Source organism: Lysinibacillus sp. NPDC056232 (genome assembly GCF_042267565.1).
In the GTDB taxonomy this organism is placed as follows: Bacteria; Bacillota; Bacilli; order Bacillales_A; family Planococcaceae; genus Lysinibacillus.
Window position 1 is genome coordinate 59952 of the sequence record NZ_JBHJTF010000022.1, and the last position, 17701, is coordinate 77652.

Annotated in this window: 12 protein-coding genes and 1 other annotated feature; of the genes, 3 read left to right on the top strand and 9 right to left on the bottom strand. The window is 37.5% G+C overall.

Annotated elements, in window-relative coordinates; genetic code table 11:
• The first annotated feature begins 97 nt into the window (after positions 1 to 97).
• Positions 98 to 298: a binding site (T-box leader), on the top strand.
• A 59-nt stretch (positions 299 to 357) separates the two neighbouring features.
• The gene (gene trpB, locus ACFCYJ_RS16450; protein ID WP_376075060.1) at positions 358 to 1521 is read left to right on the top strand and encodes a tryptophan synthase subunit beta; all 1164 of its coding nucleotides are present in this window, start codon (positions 358 to 360) and stop codon (positions 1519 to 1521) included.
• 41 nt (positions 1522 to 1562) lie between these two features.
• Here trpB and ACFCYJ_RS16455 read toward each other — a convergent pair whose 3' ends face one another.
• Positions 1563 to 3188 (bottom strand): long-chain fatty acid--CoA ligase, encoded by a 1626-nt coding sequence (locus ACFCYJ_RS16455; protein WP_376075062.1) that lies wholly within the window; start codon positions 3186 to 3188, stop codon positions 1563 to 1565.
• A 388-nt stretch (positions 3189 to 3576) separates the two neighbouring features.
• On the opposite strand from ACFCYJ_RS16455, the gene ACFCYJ_RS16460 reads away from it, so the two are divergent.
• Positions 3577 to 5892 carry an ABC transporter ATP-binding protein/permease gene (locus tag ACFCYJ_RS16460; RefSeq protein ID WP_376075064.1) on the top strand — a complete coding sequence of 772 codons (2316 nt, stop codon included), beginning with the start codon at positions 3577 to 3579 and terminating at the stop codon, positions 5890 to 5892.
• A 113-nt stretch (positions 5893 to 6005) separates the two neighbouring features.
• Here the strand turns inward: ACFCYJ_RS16460 and ACFCYJ_RS16465 are convergent, their stop codons facing one another.
• The 5 genes from ACFCYJ_RS16465 to ACFCYJ_RS16485 all read right to left on the bottom strand — a co-directional run bounded on the left by ACFCYJ_RS16465 (position 6006) and on the right by ACFCYJ_RS16485 (position 11268).
• Entirely contained in the window at positions 6006 to 7070 is a 1065-nt protein-coding gene (locus ACFCYJ_RS16465; RefSeq protein ID WP_376075065.1) for a sensor histidine kinase, read from the bottom strand.
• Positions 7067 to 7741, bottom strand: a complete 675-nt coding sequence (locus tag ACFCYJ_RS16470) for a response regulator transcription factor (protein WP_376075066.1) — start codon at positions 7739 to 7741, stop codon at positions 7067 to 7069. Before ACFCYJ_RS16470 ends, ACFCYJ_RS16465 begins: the two co-directional genes overlap by 4 nt.
• A 309-nt stretch (positions 7742 to 8050) precedes the next feature.
• On the bottom strand, positions 8051 to 8212 hold the full coding sequence (locus tag ACFCYJ_RS16475; RefSeq protein WP_376075068.1) for a hypothetical protein: 162 nt from the start codon (positions 8210 to 8212) through the stop codon (positions 8051 to 8053).
• Positions 8213 to 8289: 77 nt separating this feature from the next.
• The gene (locus ACFCYJ_RS16480; protein WP_323648846.1) at positions 8290 to 9243 is read right to left on the bottom strand and encodes an L-threonine 3-dehydrogenase; all 954 of its coding nucleotides are present in this window, start codon (positions 9241 to 9243) and stop codon (positions 8290 to 8292) included.
• A gap of 351 nt (positions 9244 to 9594) precedes the next feature.
• The gene (locus tag ACFCYJ_RS16485) at positions 9595 to 11268 is read right to left on the bottom strand and encodes a methyl-accepting chemotaxis protein (RefSeq protein WP_376075070.1); all 1674 of its coding nucleotides are present in this window, start codon (positions 11266 to 11268) and stop codon (positions 9595 to 9597) included.
• Positions 11269 to 11673: 405 nt separating this feature from the next.
• Between ACFCYJ_RS16485 and ACFCYJ_RS16490 the strand changes: the two genes are divergently transcribed.
• Positions 11674 to 12843, top strand: coding sequence for an FtsW/RodA/SpoVE family cell cycle protein (locus ACFCYJ_RS16490; protein ID WP_376075071.1), 1170 nt, complete (start codon positions 11674 to 11676; stop codon positions 12841 to 12843).
• A gap of 178 nt (positions 12844 to 13021) precedes the next feature.
• Here ACFCYJ_RS16490 and ACFCYJ_RS16495 read toward each other — a convergent pair whose 3' ends face one another.
• From ACFCYJ_RS16495 to ACFCYJ_RS16505, 3 genes are read right to left on the bottom strand one after another with little or no spacing between them, the layout of a single operon-like run.
• A complete protein-coding gene (locus ACFCYJ_RS16495; RefSeq protein WP_376075073.1) occupies positions 13022 to 14380 on the bottom strand; it encodes an aspartate aminotransferase family protein in 1359 nt (452 codons plus the stop codon).
• Between the two features lie 24 nt (positions 14381 to 14404).
• Entirely contained in the window at positions 14405 to 15934 is a 1530-nt protein-coding gene (locus ACFCYJ_RS16500) for a CoA-acylating methylmalonate-semialdehyde dehydrogenase (protein WP_376075074.1), read from the bottom strand.
• Positions 15935 to 15958: 24 nt separating this feature from the next.
• Positions 15959 to 17368 carry an amino acid permease gene (locus ACFCYJ_RS16505; protein ID WP_376075076.1) on the bottom strand — a complete coding sequence of 470 codons (1410 nt, stop codon included), beginning with the start codon at positions 17366 to 17368 and terminating at the stop codon, positions 15959 to 15961.
• Positions 17369 to 17701: the final 333 nt, after the last annotated feature.

Here is a 17701-nt window from a genome sequence, read left to right on the forward strand (position 1 = left end):
TTTCAGCGGAGTCGTACAATTGTGCCTGGGAATAATTGATTTGATTTTGCACAGCACGCCTTGACAATATTCTGAAAATAATTTACAATTCTTTTCAATAAATGCGAGGAAAAAGAATAGTAGCAAGCGATAGTACTTAAAGAGAGCTGATGGTTGGTGCAAATCAGAAGTACATACTTGTGAATGGACTTTAGAGCAGCCTCATCAAATGTGAGGACGAATTTACTCCCCGTTACCGGAGTACGAAAGCGCGCAATTTTTGCGAATGAAGGTGGCACCACGGTTACTCGTCCTTTTTACAGAAGGATTGTAGTGGCTTTTTTTTATGGAAAAATTAGAAAGAGGAGTCGAGAGAAGATGAGTACAGTAGCAGAGAAAAAAGGATATTTCGGTGAATTTGGCGGTAGCTTTGTTCCCGATAAGCTTCAAAGCGTTTTAACTATTTTAGATGAAAACTTCCAAAAATATAAAGACGATGAAGACTTTAATAAAGAGCTAGACTATTATTTCCGTGAATATGTTGGGCGCAAATCTCCACTTTATTTTGCTGAAAATTTAACAAAACAATTAGGTGGCGCAAAAATTTATTTAAAACGTGAAGATCTTAACCATACAGGTTCACATAAAATTAATAACGTTCTTGGACAGATTTTATTGGCCAAGCGCATGGGTGCTAATCGTGTTATCGCCGAAACAGGTGCAGGTCAGCATGGTGTAGCAACAGCAACTGCTTGTGCAATGTTCGGGATGGATTGCACAATTTATATGGGGTTAGAGGATACAAAGCGTCAAGCATTAAACGTCTTCCGTATGGAGCTTCTTGGTGCAAAGGTAGTAGCCGTTGATAAAGGTCAAGGGCGACTAAAGGATGCAGTGGATGCAGCATTTGCTGATTTAGTAGAAAACTATGAGACAACCTTCTATTTACTTGGTTCCGCTGTTGGACCTCACCCCTTCCCTTCAATGGTGAAGCATTTCCAATCAGTCATTAGCCGTGAAAGTCGTGAACAAATTTTAGAAAAAGAAGGAAAGCTACCAGCAGCCGTACTTGCTTGTGTTGGCGGTGGTAGTAATGCGATTGGTGCCTTTGCAGAATTTATTGCAGATGAAAACGTCCGCCTCATCGGTATTGAACCTGATAAGGCTGCAACATTAAATGAAGGAACACCTGGTGAATTACACGGCTTCAAATGTTTAGTACTGCAAGATGCAGAGGGCAATCCATTACCAACCTATTCGATTGCCGCTGGACTAGACTATCCTGGAGCTGGTCCAGAGCATAGTTATTTAAAAACAATTGGTCGTGGAGAATATGTAACGGTGACGAATGAAGAGGTGCTTGAAGCATTCCAAGTGCTGTCAAAGGTTGAAGGAATTATTCCTGCACTTGAAAGCTCGCACGCAGTTGCTCATGCACTAAAGCTTGCGCCAACACTATCTTCGGAAGAGAGCATTATTATCAATATCTCTGGCCGTGGAGACAAAGACGTAGAACAAGTATTTCAAATGTTAAATAAATAAAATGAAAGAGCGATTTCCCTTTATGGAAATCGCTCTTTTAACTATACGAATGAACCTAATTTCGGATAAATTTCCGCCACATTGTCTCGAAGCTTAGCTTTTAGAAACTTTCCTACTGATGTTTTTGGAATTTCATCTAAAAATACCACATCATCTGGTACCCACCATTTTGCAAATTGGCTTTCTAAAAATGCAAGAAGCTCCTCTTCACTTGCTGACATTCCTTCCTTCAACACTACGCAAGCTAGCGGGCGTTCTTGCCATTTGACATGCGGAATTGCAATAACTGCTGCTTCCAAAACAGCATCATGAGTCATTAATGTATTTTCTAAATCAACTGAGGAGATCCACTCCCCACCTGATTTAATTAAATCCTTTGTACGATCTGTTATTTTGATAAAGCCATCCTCTGTTCGTACCGCAATATCCCCTGTATATAACCAACCATCTCGATACGCATCATTTGTACGTTCATCACGATAGTACTCGTGGGAAATCCATGGACCTCGTAAACGTAACTCACCCATCGTCTCTCCATCCCATGGAACTTCGCCATTGTCATTAACAATACTCGATTCAATACCGGCCATCGTCATTCCTTGCATTGCTCGCGATTCAATACGCTTTTCAATAGGCCATTCATCCATCCAAGACATATAGTTTGATAACGCTACAATCGGTGTTGTTTCAGTCATACCATACACGACAATATACGGAATGCCATACTGCTCTTCAAATGTACGAATAAGTCGAGTGGGTGAAGCAGAGCCACCACAACAAATAGCTCGTAGCGAACTAATATCTCGCTCACGCTTCTCTTGTTCCTGTAACGCACCAATCCAAATTGTCGGCACCCCAGCTGTTAATGTAATCTTCTCCTGCTCTACTAAATCCAAAATAATTGCCGATGTGAATTGTGGACCAGGCAATACTTGTGTAGCACCCACATTGACACATGCAAATGGTAAGCCCCATGCATTTGCATGAAACATCGGTACAATTGGCATCACGACATCACGCTCGGAAATGCCCATTGAATCAGACATACTTAGCATCATACTATGTAGCACTAGACCTCGATGTGAATAAACAACCCCTTTTGGATTTCCTGTTGTAGCACTTGTATAGCACATTCCAGCAGGCTCCTCTTCCCCTATATCCTCTGGGAACTGATAGTTTTCATCTGCTGTTGCTAATAAATCCTCATAGGATACTGCATTCGGTAATGTCGTTTCTGGCAAAGTATCCTCGTCCGTCATAATAATATAATGCTTCACTGTCTTGAGCTCAGGCGCAATGTTTTCGATGATTGGTAGCAAGTCCACATCAATCATTAACATCTCATCTTCTGCATGATTAATAATGTAAATTAAATGCTCTTCTGATAAACGAATATTCACCATGTGCAAAATAGCGCCGGAACATGGTACCGCAAAATAAGCCTCTAAATGGCGATGCTGATTCCAGGCAAAGGAGCCAATCTTCATTCCTCTTGTCATCCCCAGCTTTGTGAGCGCATCCGCTAAGCGACGCGTCCTTTTCGCCCATTCCCCATATGTTAAACGGTGAATCTTTTGTGGGCTCGTCCGTGAAACAATAGTCTTTCTAGCAAAATAGCTTTCTGCTCGTTTAAAAAAGTCTGTTAATACTAACGGCGTCTGCATCATAAAAACCATCCATCCCTTCTTCTTGTGAACTCCCTTTTTTACCTTTGTGAAATATTAACAGCTAATTTAATTGAATACTATTAATATTTTGAATATGATTATAGTAGAAAATTATAAATTAAGCTATATATTCCAATAATTTTCTTTTTATTGTTAAGTTTTTCTAAAAAAGTTCAACAGCATCACGTAGGTGTAGTTTTATAAAAAAGATTGATCATTTAAACCATAGTTTGATTATTTAAAATAAAGATAGATTAAATTCCTGTGATTGCAGGATTTTTTCTTTAACGAAGGAGTAGTTTAGTTGCTTATAATTTTTATTAATTACAACAGTTTATTTTCAGTTTATATTTCTCCTATACAGTAAGTGAAGAAGGAGGAATGAAGTTTGTTAGAGTTAGTTAATATACGTAAAGTTTATAAAACAGAAAACTTTGAACAAGTTGCATTGGATGGGGTAAATATTGCATTTCGCAAAAGTGAATTTGTTTCTATTTTAGGTCCTAGTGGTTCAGGAAAAACGACTTGTTTAAATATAATTGGAGGTTTAGACCGATACACTTCTGGTGACTTAAAAATTAATGGGCGCTCAAGTACTTCTTTTAAAGCAGAAGATTGGGATGCTTATCGAAATAATACTGTTGGTTTTATTTTTCAAAACTATAACCTTATTTCTCATTTACCAGTCATTGATAATGTTGAAATGGGGATGACTTTAAGCGGTGTTAACTCGGCAGAACGACGCAATAGAGCTAAAGAGGTATTAGTTAAGGTGGGTCTGGAAGATCATCTTTACAAAAAAACCAATCAATTATCTGGTGGTCAAATGCAACGTGTAGCAATTGCAAGAGCGCTCGCTAATAATCCCGAAATTATCTTAGCTGATGAGCCAACAGGAGCATTAGATACTGAGACAAGCGTTCAAATTATGGAGTTGATTAAGGAAATAGCAAAAGAAAAATTGGTTATTATGGTTACGCATAATCCTGAACTAGCAGAAGAGTATTCAGATCGTATTATTCAATTCTCAGATGGTCAAATAAAGAATGACTCGCATCCTTATCGAGAGGTAGAAGATTCGAGTGACTACCAATTAAAAAAGACAAGCATGAGTTTTTTGACTGCTTTAAAAAGCTCCGGTAGAAATGTGATTACAAAGAAATGGCGTACAGGATTAACTGCATTTGCATCAAGTGTAGGAATCATTGGGGTGGCGCTGGTACTTGCACTTTCCAATGGTTTCAGCGAAAAAATTTCGGAATATGAATCACAAATGTTGTCGGGTTATCCCATTACCATAAGTAATGGTAAAGTGAACTCGATTCCAACACAACCAGTGGTAGTAGACAGCGAGGAAATTAAAGCATATTCAAACAAGGAATCCATAATTGCATATAATTCAAAGGTAGAAACATCGGGGCAGAAAATACACGAGAATGTATTATCTTCTGAATATATTAATTATGTGAATAAAATTGATGAAGAGTATATAAGTGGAATTTCCACAGCAAGATCTGTTTCACTCCCTATTCTAAAAACAGAAGACAATGTCGCAACGAAGTTAAATATGAATAATGTAAGTTTTACAACCTATCCAGTGTCAGATCATGATTCTAATTCAACCGCATATCTAGAAAAGAATTTTGACTTGTTAGAAGGTGCGTTCCCTTCAAAGGAAACAGACTTATTGTTAGTGGTTGATGAATATAATCGCATTGAAGAAACTGCCTTAAAAGAACTAGGATTCGATAAGAAAGAAATTTCATTAAAAGACGTAATTGCTACTGAATATAAGTTACTTCCCAATGACCTATATTATATAAAATCAGAAGAGACCTTTGCGGTAAATGGGAATCCAGCAGACTTGTCAAATCTTTATAAAAATGAAAAGGGCAAAACCTTAAAAATTTCTGGTGTCATTCGATTAAAAGAAGATGCAACTGTTTCTAAATTACCTAGTGGTATTGTGTATTCAGACCAATTAGCACAAAACTTTATTGCAGAGGCTCAAGAGTCTGAAATCGTTAAAGTACAGGAATCCTTAGATTATAATGTCTTAACAGGTGAATTGTTAAGTAAGGAAACAGGATCAAATCAAATTACTAAAGATAATATGTTAAGTATGCTTGGAGCATCTTCTACCCCAACATCTATTTCCATTTATCCGATGAATTTGGATGCGAAAGACTCAATAAAATCTTATTTGGATAAATGGAATGATAAAGTCTCCGAGGAAGAGAAAATTGAATACTCTGATATGGCTAGCATGATGACAAGTATGATAGGTCAAATCGTGGATATGATTAGTTACGTATTGATCGCATTTGCTTCAATTTCACTAGTTGTTTCGATGATTATGATTGGAATTATTGTCTATGTTTCTGTTCTAGAAAGAACTAAGGAAATTGGTATCTTGCGTGCGCTTGGAGCGAGAACAAAAGATATCTCCAGATTATTCAATGCCGAAACATTTATTATTGGTGCTGCTTCTGGCATCATTGGTGTTGGTATTACGTATTTATTAACAATTCCAATAAATAAGATTATTTATCATCTGACAGATTTTGATAATGTAGCCCATTTAAATCCATTACATGCCGTTATTCTAATCGCATTAAGTATTGTTTTAACATTGATTGGCGGACTTTTGCCTTCTAAGATGGCAGCCAAAAAAGATCCTGTGACAGCTTTAAGAAGTGAATAATAACATAAATGAAAAAAGGTTTGTGTTGTTCAAGTTGAATAAAATGTGAAATAAAGCAATTAGTATAGTTAAAGACCAAATTCTCATTATTAATGGAGAATTTGGTCTTTGCGTTATTTTAGGTTAACGGAAAATGTGCTGCCATGATCTACTTCACTTTGTACATGAACGTTTCCATCACTAAGTTCCACTATACGTTTTACAATTGAAAGCCCTAATCCACTTCCTGCTTTGGAATGAGATGTATCACCTTGATAAAATTTATCGAAAATATGAGCTTTTGTCTGATCATCCATGCCGGGGCCATTATCCTGAATAACAAACAGAATATTGTTATTTGCTTTTGTAAGACTAATATTTATTAGTCCACCTTGATAAGAAAATTTAATAGCATTCTCTAAAAGGTTAAGCCAAATTTGCTGTGTCAAGTCTTCGTTTCCACTATAAATCACATTATCTAACTCTACATTTACGATAAGCTCTTTTGCAGACCATTTGGGTTCCATTAAAACTATTGTCTTTCTTATCTGTTCATCCAGCCGGAATGTGGATTTATCAGTAATAATTTCACGATTCTCATACTTGGCTAGAGTAAGAACACTGGTAGAAAGGTCAGCTAAACGTTCTGATTCCTTAATGATAATGTCAAGATACTCCTGTCTATCTTCCTCACTAAGATTATTTTCTTTGAGAAGCTTTGCAAAGCCACGTAAAGATACAATAGGTGTTTTAAATTCATGAGAAAAATTGTTAACAAAATCACTTCTCAATGTTTCAATGCTCGAAAGTTCTTGTGTCATTTTATTAAAGCTTTGAGACAGTTCTTCCAGTTCTCCAATGCCTTTTATATCTACCTTAACGTTAAAGTCACCACTAGCCACCCTATGAATGGCATCTATTACTTTGCGGATCGGGTTTAGCGCCTTTTTACTAAGAAATGCCGTAAATGCCGTTCCGAGTAAAATGCAAAAGCCTAAAAAATAAAGTAATGGAAGTATTTGAAATTTAAGGGGATGACTGTTATCCTGTGCAGTTTGGCTATAAGAAGATATTATGTCCGTGTACTGTAGTAGTATGGTAATTCCACCGGCCACAAGAAATGTTGTCGTCAAAACTCCGAACACAAACATAACCAATGTAATAGCAAGACTCAGACGCTTCTTAAAAAATTCTTTCATACTTTTTTCACTGCCTTGTAGCCGAGACCACGTACCGTAAGAATTTCAAACTCTGGCCAATCACGAAATTTGTCTCGTAAGCGATTAATATGGACATTGAGTGTGCTGTCATCGGTTTCAGATTCTACTCCCCAGATCTCATCCATAAGCTGTAAACGGGTAAAAATCATGTTCGGATATGAAAGTAACTTAAATAAAAGGTAAAACTCTTTTTGTGGCAACGTTATAACCTTATCTTCACGGGAGACGGTATGAGCATCATAATCGAGAATAACTTTACCAACTGATAGTTTGTGTTCACTTGCAATCTTTGATCTGCGAAGAAGCGCCTTAATACGAAGTACCATCTCCTGTTCGTCTACTGGCTTTGTCATATAATCATCTGTCCCTACAAGGAATCCTTTCCTTTTGTCTTTTGGCTCCTGCTTAGCTGTAACCATTAATATAGGTAGATGTTCCCATGAAAGTCTAAGTAGGCGAGTTAATTCATAACCGTCCATATTTGGCATCATTAAATCAACCACCACTAAATCAAAGTGCTGGTTATCCATTAAATTAAGCGCTATGTTACCGTCCTCTGCCCCGTATGTTTCAAAACCATTTTGCTTTAATACAGCGCACATTAGTTTTCTGGTATTTGTATCATCTTCAACAACTAATATTTTAAACATAAAAATTACCTCCGTATAGTTAATATTACAATGAACTATACCTTTAAAATATAAACTGAAAATCAACTACTTAGTGCTATTCTTATTTTTTCTTTATTTAAAATCATCGATAACTAAGAAATGAATCGTTTTAGTATTTGATTATAAACACTGTTATATAAGGATTTATTAAAACTTTTGATCAAACTTTTTTATAAAAATTGTATACTAATTCATAAGAAGAGAATCTATTTTAATCAATCTTTTTTCAAAATGAATCCCCTTTGTTTGCTACTAAACAAGGCTTAGCAACATCATTTTGATCAGACTTTATTCCAAAGCTACAGTAGGGTTGATTTCCATTCCAACTGGGCGCTTTCCGTGGAGCGTCCGATGAACCGCTTCACTTGCGCTCCAGGGTTTCATCTGTGACGCTAATCCCCAAGAAGTTGCCCAGCCTCCACTCCAATAGGTATGTTTAACAAATGTCATCCCAATCTTGATTGCCCGTCAAAATAAAAAAAGACGAAGAAAACTAAATTCTTCGTCCGATTTTTAGGATTGTTTATTTATGAACAAGCTTTTGTTTGTAGCTTGATTTTTAATTTTTCTAGCATATCAACTGTCATTTTTGCTAAATCATACTGCGCTTTAAAGCCCCATTCTTTTTGTGCCGCTTCTACATTTATAGAATTTGGCCAGCTATCTGCTATCGCTTGACGTACTGGATCTACATGATAATCCATACGGAAATGTGGCAAATGCTTTTTAATTTCCGCCGCAATTTCAGATGGTTCGAAGCTCATTGCAGTAATATTAAAGGCATTGCGATGAATTAGTTTGCTACTATCGGCTTCCATTACATCTACAATAGCTTGCAATGCATCTGGCATGTACATCATGTCCATGTACGTACCTTCTTGAATATAAGATGTATACTTCCCTTGCTTAATCGCTTCGTAGAAGATCTCTACTGCATAGTCTGTCGTACCACCTCCTGGAGGAGTTACGTATGAAATTAACCCTGGGAAGCGTACACCACGAGTATCTACGCCAAAACGATCGAAATAATAATCACATAATAGCTCACCAGCAACTTTATTTACCCCATACATTGTTGTTGGACGCTGTAATGTATCCTGTGGTGTATTATCCTTCGGTGTCGACGGACCGAACGCTCCTATTGAACTCGGCGTAAAAAATTGCAAGTTTAACTCACGTGAAACCTCTAACGCATTCATTAAACCACCCATATTTAAATTCCACGCTAGTAACGGATTTTTTTCCGCTGTTGCTGATAATAACGCCGCTAAATGCATCATCGTATCTGCACCAAAATCCTTCGCTAAATCATGCATTCTTTGTCCATCCGTCACGTCCAATACTTCAAACGGACCCTTAGAATGCTCAAGCTTCCGAATATCTGTCGCTAGTATATTGTCCTCTCCATAAATACTACGAAGTTTTTCTACAAGCTCAGAACCTATTTGACCTAGTGCTCCTGTAACCATTATCTTTTTCATTTCTCCAAACCTCCACCTGTGAACAATTGTACTTTTCCAGAGTACAATATTATATAAATAAACATTGATTTAACAACACTTCTGATGATTATCATTATAATTTGTTCATATTAAAAACACAACCATAATATTTAGAATTTTAAAAGTTAGAACGTAAAACCCTTTATTCTCAGTATATGAGCCCTACATAATATTGTGCTAGCTAAACAAACAAAATACATATGTTCACCCCAAAAGTACATTTGTTCATTTTTCTTTATAGGAGCAGTATTCATTTTGTTCGAAGAAACAACCCTACACCTACTAGTCAAAAAAGAACCTTCTTTGTCTACGAAGGTTCTTTTGTTTAAATTAAATTGAGAAACGCTTTACGGCTATTTGTAAAACTTTTGATACCTTATGTAGCTCTTTAATATAATCATGGAATTGCTGCTGCGCGGTTAACTGATCAGCTGTTAAAGTAGCTACATGTTTAGTTGATGCTGCATTCCTATCCGAAAATGACGTTAACATCGCCGCATCTTCACTAACCCTTTTCGTATGGTTGGAAATTTCTTGAACGGTTGCAGATACTTCCATTATATATGGCTTCATTGTATGTACTTTTTCTAAAATTTGATCAAAGCTTGTTGCCGTATCTCCGGTAACCTGAACACCCTTTTCAGTTGCGACTAGCACTCCCTCCATCATTTTCACAGCATAGCTAGAATCTAAATGAATGTTTTGCACTATGGACGTAATCGTTTGGGTTGAATGAACTGTCTGCTCCGCAAGCTTGCGTACTTCATTGGCCACAACCGCAAATCCCTTACCATGCTCCCCAGCTCTAGCAGCCTCTATAGATGCATTTAAGGCTAGGAGGTTTGTTTGTGCTGTGATTTTTTCAATCACCTCAACCATTTGATCGATTGTAGCTGCTCTCTCTACAAGTTTAAAAATGGCGGTATTCGATTTTTCAACTGCACGTTTAATGGCCTGTATTTGTGTTAAATTTGCCTGAACAATTTCCGTACCACTTTCTGCATCACGTGCAGTTTTATGAGCAAAATTTTCCACAACCTGTACTTTTTCTAAAATCACTTGCACACCATTTAGGACTTCCTCTAGAGATGCCGTATTGGAAGCTAATTTCTCAGTAGAAGCAGCAGTCGAACTTGAAATGGACTGCACATCCTTTGCAATTTTACGCGTCGTGTTAGACGATTGCTCGGAGGATTCCTGCAGTTTTCCAGTCATTTCTTCAACCTCATGCGCGCTATTGGATACTGTATGAAGTAGTCTTTTCACCTCTGTTACCATTTGATTGTAAGACAATACTACTTCGCCAAGTTCATCCTGTGCCACATAACTGGCGTTCGCTGTGAAATCCCCCTGCTCTGCACGCTTTAATAATGACTTCAATTGACGCGTTGGTATATTCACAGCTTTTGTTGCGATAAAACCTATACAGATGACTAACAAAACAACAAATAAACATACTCCTCCTAATAGCCAATAACCAAATTGCACATCTTTCTGATATGCCTGTTGCTGTTCCGTAGCCCTCTGAACTAAATAGCTTTGAGTTTCTTCTAATAATGAATGACTTTGCTGGCTTACAGGTAAATACGACTGAGCATAAAATGGTTGTTGTTCATTGTGACCTAACTGCTTATAGCGATCCAACAAGTCTACCTGCTGTGCTAGCAAGGTCTTCAATTTCTTCATCTGATGATCTATCTTTTTATCGATTTTTAGATTTTCTAAATGATTTAAAGGCTGCTCAGCATTTTTTAAAATGACAGACATTTCTTGATAAGTCCCAGCTGAACTCACTAAATAATCTAATTGTCGTTGTGATTCCTCTAGTTCATTTAACCATCCGATTGGCACAAGTCCTTCTGTATAGCTTTCACTTGCTTGCCATGACATTTTCCGTAAATAATCAACACTAAAAATACCTAGCAACACATTCGATAGTACACAAACAATCATCAGTACAAGTAACTTGTCCTTCACCATTATGTATCGAAAAAAACGCATCATCTTCGGCTCCTTCTCCAACTCTTACCAATAATGATAGTATGAAGATATAAAGCTAGTGTTTTGTTTTTGTAAAGATTGTACGAAGAGTTATGAAATTATAGCGATTTATCTCTGCAGAAAATTATTATATTTAACAGCACATTTTGTTTCAGGCGTTCGTGAACAGCCGGTTTTGCTTACAACACACTCGTAGCAACAAGCAATCCCATTTGATGAGGTCAAAAGAAACGAAACGTTATTCTAGCAACCCATAAAAATACTCATATTGAATCATATGTAAAATTAAATAATTAGTAAAATTAGTTTATAATTTGTATTTTTTGTAATAATCATTTAACTTGCAACCTTCTGCATTTCCTATCGTTGTCTATTAATAGTTCGGTTTATGTTAAAGGAGGTGTTTGAATGTTACAGTTTAATAAATTAGATAAAACTTTAGTCATTAGCTTGTCATTGCTCGGTATTATTAGTTGTCTTTTTGTCCATTCCAGTAGTACGGTGTTTGAGCAGTATACAAGCTCGTTTATTATAAAGCAGTTTTTTTATTACCTAATCGGATTTTTAGTTATGTATGGAGTAGCAACGCTTGATATCGAGCAACTAAAAAAAATAGGATGGCCATTTTATTGGGCGATGGTCTTGTTAACATTTGCTTTATTTATTGCACCCGAAAGTATAGCTCGGACTGTTAATGAGGCGAAGCGTTGGTACCAAATTCCAGTGTTAGGATCATTTCAGCCGTCGGAGTTTTTAAAGTTCGCACTTTTAATTGTTGTCAGTAAGGTCATTGTTGCACATCGAGAGAAATATGTGCGCCCTACCTTTTTAACGGATATGCGGCTACTCTTAATCATTGCTATTATCACTCTTCCCCCTATGCTTGCTGTTTACAAGCAACCTGATACGGGCATGGTCATGCTTTATATGTCGATGATTGTACCGATGATTTTCTTTTCAGGTATACAAAAAAAATTGCTAATAATCTTTACAGCCATTCCAGTATCAATTCTCAGCGTTGTGGCTATTCTATATGTAAAATTTAATGAATTTTTTACAGACAAAATATTAAATAAAATGTCAGGGCATCAGATTTCTCGAATTAATGGATGGTTGCAGCCTAATGAATATCCGGACTCATCTTTTCAAACAAGGCAAGGGTTTTCAGCAATTGGTTCAGGACAGTTTACCGGAAAAGGTTATATGAACAATAATGTCTATGTCGTGGAAAAGCATACAGATTTCATTTTTGCCAACATCGCTGAAGAGCTCGGGTTCATTGGAGGGGCATTTGTCATTACTCTTCTGTTTTTTGTTATTTACCGTATTGTTCTCATTACAGTAGTAGCACAGGACCCATTTATGACGCTGATGGGAGCAGGCATTGCTAGTTTATTAGCCTTCCAAATTACACAAAATATCGGTATGACAATTGGACTTTTACCTGTAACAGGTATGACATTACCATTTTTAAGCTATGGCGGAAGTTCACTCATCTCCAATTTCATGTTAATGGGCATTGTGTTGATTATCTATAATTCTTATAGTGGCTACATGTTTAAAACAACAAAAGAGTAGGTGAAAGTGTGTATGAACAATACTTTAAAAAAGAGAATTTTATTATTACTATTCCTAACCGGAGGAGCTTTGTTCATACTCATACTGCGCCTAGCCTTTCTTATGCTATAAGACAATCAAAAGCTGTCTCTAAAGTTTTACTACGACTTTAGAGACAGCTTTACTTTTAGATTTTATATTATGCCTTCACTTTATGAATACTATCAATCACAACTTTTATAATTGTATCAAGATCCTCTTGTACAATATTAAGTGGTGGAGATAATGTTAATACGTTATTGAAGCCTGCAACAGTGGCACCATTTTTACCTATAATAACACCCTGCTCCTTACATGCCGCAATAACAGCATTTACTTTATCTACTGGTAAAGGCTCTTTCGATGTTTTATCTGACACTAACTCGATGCCAATTAATAAACCTTTGCCTCGAACATTCCCAACATTCGGGTGATTAGCCAATGCTTGCTGAAGTGTTTGCAAAGTAGCCGCTCCAACCTCACTAGATCTTTCAAATAATGCTTCTCGCTGAAGAATTTCAATATTTTTTAATGCGACCGCACATGCGACTGGTGATCCGCCAAATGTATTGACATGACGGAAATAACCGTATACATCAGACTCAGTAAATGCCTCATAAATTTCTCGTTTTACCGCTGTAGCTGATAATGGTAAATAGGCACTTGTAATTCCTTTGGCCATTGTAATAATATCTGGTTTTACACCGTAGTTCATAAATCCAAATGGCTTACCTGTTCGACCAAAGCCACAAATTACTTCGTCTACAATCATTAAAGCTCCATGTTTTTTACACACTTCCTCAATGCCCCTTAAGTAATTTTCCGGAGGCATGATGACGCCCCCACCTGTAATAATTGGCTCTAAAATCATTGCAGCTACTGTTTCGCTTAGCTCCCACGTCATCGTCTTATCGACAGCTTTTACGCTTGCTAAATCTGTTGGAGCAAGTGTATCACTTTCATATTCACGATATTGATCAGGTGGTGCTACATGGATAAAGCCGGGAGATAATGGTTCATATTTATATTTTCGTTCCGCTTGCCCTGTCGCAGCCAATGCTCCAAAAGAACTTCCGTGATATGCACGGTAGCGAGAAATAATTTTATAGCGAGAGCTTTCTCCTTTTTGTTGATGATACTGACGCGCAATTTTAAACGCAGTTTCGTTCGCCTCTGACCCACTATTAGAGAAGAAAATAACATAATCTCCACCGAGCATTTCATTGATTTTTTCAGCCAGTTCAACTGCTGGTAAATGTCCCTGCGATAAAGGCGCATATGCATTTTTCATCATTTGCTCATGTGCAACATCCGCTAATTCCTTGCGTCCATAGCCTACATTTACACACCACAATCCTGCCATTGCATCGATGTATTCAACGCCATCTGTATCAACAATCCTCGCACCATTTGATTTTTCTACTACATAGGTTGCTTGTGGATTGTAGGGTTTCATTGAATGCCATACATATTGTTCATCTTTCTTTAAAATACCACTTTGAAGATTTACTTGAACCATATCTATACACCCCTTTATGTTTTTTCACTTATTCGCATCGTTATTGCTTGGGAACGCAAATGAACTTGTCGTATCCTCTGTTTCATCTGGCCAGCGTTCAGAAATCGTTTTTGCTTTCGTGAAGAATCGTGCTTGGTCCGGTCCAAACATATGCCCTTCACCAAACTTAGAGCGCTTCCATCCACCAAAGTTGTGATAGCCAACCGGAATTGGAATCGGAACATTAACGCCTACCATACCTACTTCAATTTCTTCCTGGAATTTACGCGCCGCCGAACCGCTGCTCGTAAACATCGTGACACCATTCCCAAGTTCATGGTCATTAATTAAATCAATAGCTTCTTGTAAGGTTTCAACGCCTACAACAATACGCGCAGGTCCAAAAACCTCCTCTTTAAAAATAGTCATTTCTGAAGTTATATTATTTAACAATGTCGGACCAAGATAGAAGCCTTTAGATGTTTCACATATTTTTGGATTTCGGCCGTCCGTTACAAGATTTGCTCCTTCCGCAATAGCACCATCGATATATCGAAGAATGGTATCTTTTGATTGCTGCGTAATAACTGGACCAAAGTCTACCTCCTCATCTGTATATGGACCAACCTTTAATTTCAAGATTTTCTCTTTTAATATTTCTGTAAAGCGTTGTTCCGTATCTTTCCCAACGACGATCGCTCCTGAAATGGCCATACAGCGCTGAGAAGCCGCTCCATATGCTGCACCTAAAAAGGCATTAGCCGTTTGCTCTAGATTTGCATCTGGCATGACAATCATAAAGTTCTTCCCGCCACCAAACGCAGCGACACGTTTATTGTGCTTCGTCCCTGTTTGGTAAATATACTCCGCAACAGGTGTGGATCCAACAAATGAAATTGCTTGTATCTCTTTATTTTCAAGCAGTTCATTAACCGCTTCTTTATCACCATTAACGACTGTCCAAATTCCATCTGGCAGTCCTGCCTCTTTCCATAACTTACTTAAAAATAATGCTGAGATCGGCACACGCTCAGACGGCTTTAAAATAACTGCATTTCCTACCGCAACCGCCATACTTGTAATCGCTAGTGGAACCATAACAGGGAAATTAAATGGCGCAATGGTTGCCACAACTCCAAGTGGGGCTTTTGCAGAGAAGGCATTAATATTGCCGCCTACATTAACCGAGTATTCCCCCTTCAGCATTTGCGGGGCACTTATTGCCATATCTACGGATTCAATGCCACGAACAATTTCGCCCTTAGCGTCTTCCTTTGTTTTCCCACTTTCCTCACAAATCGCTTCAATAAGCTCATCCTGTCTTTCTACTAATAACTGACGGAAACGATGCAGAACCTCGACTCGTTTACCAATCGATGTCTTTTTCCATGAAGGGAATGCTGCCTTCGCTAGTTGGATAGCCTGCTTCACCTCATCTCTAGTCGCTAACGGAACTTGCGCAATGACCTCACCTGTAGTTGGATTATAAACTTCCGAGTAACGACCACTAGTACCGGCTGTTTCAACACCATTAATAAAATGTGATAACGTTTTCATTTTTTGCTGAACTGTCATAATTTCCCCACTCCTCGTTTATTGTTATTCAAAATCCAATTTTTCCTTTTGAAAAATAGAACTTGCTTCATCTACTGGGTTAGGTGACTTTTTCTTTTGTGTAACTAAATAGAAAATCATCACTACTGCCACTACTACACATGTAAATAAAATTTGTGAGCGCATCGATTCAATAAAGAACATAGCGACTAGCAAAGCTGTGATAACCAATATTGTGAAATACGTTAAATATGGGAATAACCACATTTTCACTTTTAATAGCTCGGGATTCTCTTTCTCAATTTTCCGTCGCATTTTTAATTGTGAAAAAGCAATGATTAAGTAAAGAATCAACGTGATTGCACTACATGAACTAAGTAAAAACATAAATACTTTATCTGGTGAAACATAGTTCATGATAACGGCAATATAAGAGAAGAATGTCGCTGTTAATATGGCATTAACAGGTGCTCCCTTTTTATTTAATTTCAAAAATGCTTTTGGGGCCTCCCCCTTCTCCGCTAAAGAAAATACCATTCGAGATGTAGCGTAAAGAGCGGAGTTTAAGCACGATAAAACCGCTGTTAAAACAACAAAATTCATGATTTGCGCAGCTGCAGGAATACCAATATAATCTAATACTGCTACATAGGGACTTGTTAAAATATCTGAGGAATGCCAAGGTAATAATGTGACAACTACCGTTATTGATCCAACGTAGAAAATCAAAATACGCCAAGTAATTGAATTTGTAGCTTTTGTCACCGCTGCTAACGGTTCGTCAGATTCCCCTGCTGCAATAGCAACAATCTCCGTGCCCATAAAGGAGAAAATAACAATGACTACGCCCATCAAGACAGCACCAAAACCATTTGGTAAAAAGCCACCCTCACCGATTAAATTGGCAGTACCTACCGCATCAAAATTAGGTGCGATACCGAAAATAATAAATGCACCAAGTGCCAAAAAAGCTATAATACTTGTAACTTTAATAAGAGAGAACCAATATTCAAATTCACCAAAAGCTTTTACGGAAACAACATTTGTTAAAGTAAGTGCTACGGTTAATAAAAGACTTAGTAGCCATAAAGGGATCCCATCATACCAATATTGAATAATCGCAGCTGCTGCCGTTGCCTCTAAAGCAATGGCGACAACCCAGAAAAACCAATATAACCAGCCAATCATAAAACCAGCCCACGGACCAATTGCTTCATGTGCATAATGCGCAAAAGACCCACTTGTTGGATTGACAGCTGCCATTTCTCCAAGCATTCGCATGACAAGAATAACGATAATACCCGCAAATATATAAGATAAAATTGCGCCAGGGCCGGCTAAGTTAATCACTGAGCCACTCCCCATAAATAGCCCAGCTCCGATAACCCCTGCAATAGCGATCATCGTCATATGCCTTTTCTTTAACCCTCTTTGTAAATGCGTCTGTTGCTCCATATCAGCCCACCTCTTTTATTAGATTGGAATACCGCTTACAAAAATTTTACATGTTACATAGAAACGAAGTAATAGACAAACTGTAAAATTCTATACATTTGTTTTAAACATAATGTAAAATAGACTAAACATTCTTAAAATATGATATTTCAGTTTATTTAAGCAAAAACAACACATCAATAAGAAATTAAGAAAAAGGTCTATGATCAATTATGCCTCGGCATAATTGCGTCCGGAATCGGCTTTGTGCTTGCACAAAGAACTCCTTTCCGATTTCCTTGACATCCGCCGGAGGCAACTTATTTCAGCGGATGTTTGTACACCCGCTGAAAT

What these genes read in the sequence shown, in the direction of transcription:
- trpB (WP_376075060.1), top strand. Translation starts at nt 358, where the DNA reads ATGAGTACAGTAGCAGAGAAAAAAGGATATTTCGGTGAATTTGGCGGT.
- ACFCYJ_RS16455 (WP_376075062.1), bottom strand. Translation starts at nt 3,188, where the DNA reads ATGATGCAGACGCCGTTAGTATTAACAGACTTTTTTAAACGAGCAGAA.
- ACFCYJ_RS16465 (WP_376075065.1), bottom strand. Translation starts at nt 7,070, where the DNA reads ATGAAAGAATTTTTTAAGAAGCGTCTGAGTCTTGCTATTACATTGGTT.
- ACFCYJ_RS16470 (WP_376075066.1), bottom strand. Translation starts at nt 7,741, where the DNA reads ATGTTTAAAATATTAGTTGTTGAAGATGATACAAATACCAGAAAACTA.
- ACFCYJ_RS16475 (WP_376075068.1), bottom strand. Translation starts at nt 8,212, where the DNA reads ATGACATTTGTTAAACATACCTATTGGAGTGGAGGCTGGGCAACTTCT.
- ACFCYJ_RS16480 (WP_323648846.1), bottom strand. Translation starts at nt 9,243, where the DNA reads ATGAAAAAGATAATGGTTACAGGAGCACTAGGTCAAATAGGTTCTGAG.
- ACFCYJ_RS16485 (WP_376075070.1), bottom strand. Translation starts at nt 11,268, where the DNA reads ATGATGCGTTTTTTTCGATACATAATGGTGAAGGACAAGTTACTTGTA.
- ACFCYJ_RS16490 (WP_376075071.1), top strand. Translation starts at nt 11,674, where the DNA reads ATGTTACAGTTTAATAAATTAGATAAAACTTTAGTCATTAGCTTGTCA.
- ACFCYJ_RS16495 (WP_376075073.1), bottom strand. Translation starts at nt 14,380, where the DNA reads ATGGTTCAAGTAAATCTTCAAAGTGGTATTTTAAAGAAAGATGAACAA.
- ACFCYJ_RS16500 (WP_376075074.1), bottom strand. Translation starts at nt 15,934, where the DNA reads ATGACAGTTCAGCAAAAAATGAAAACGTTATCACATTTTATTAATGGT.
- ACFCYJ_RS16505 (WP_376075076.1), bottom strand. Translation starts at nt 17,368, where the DNA reads ATGGAGCAACAGACGCATTTACAAAGAGGGTTAAAGAAAAGGCATATG.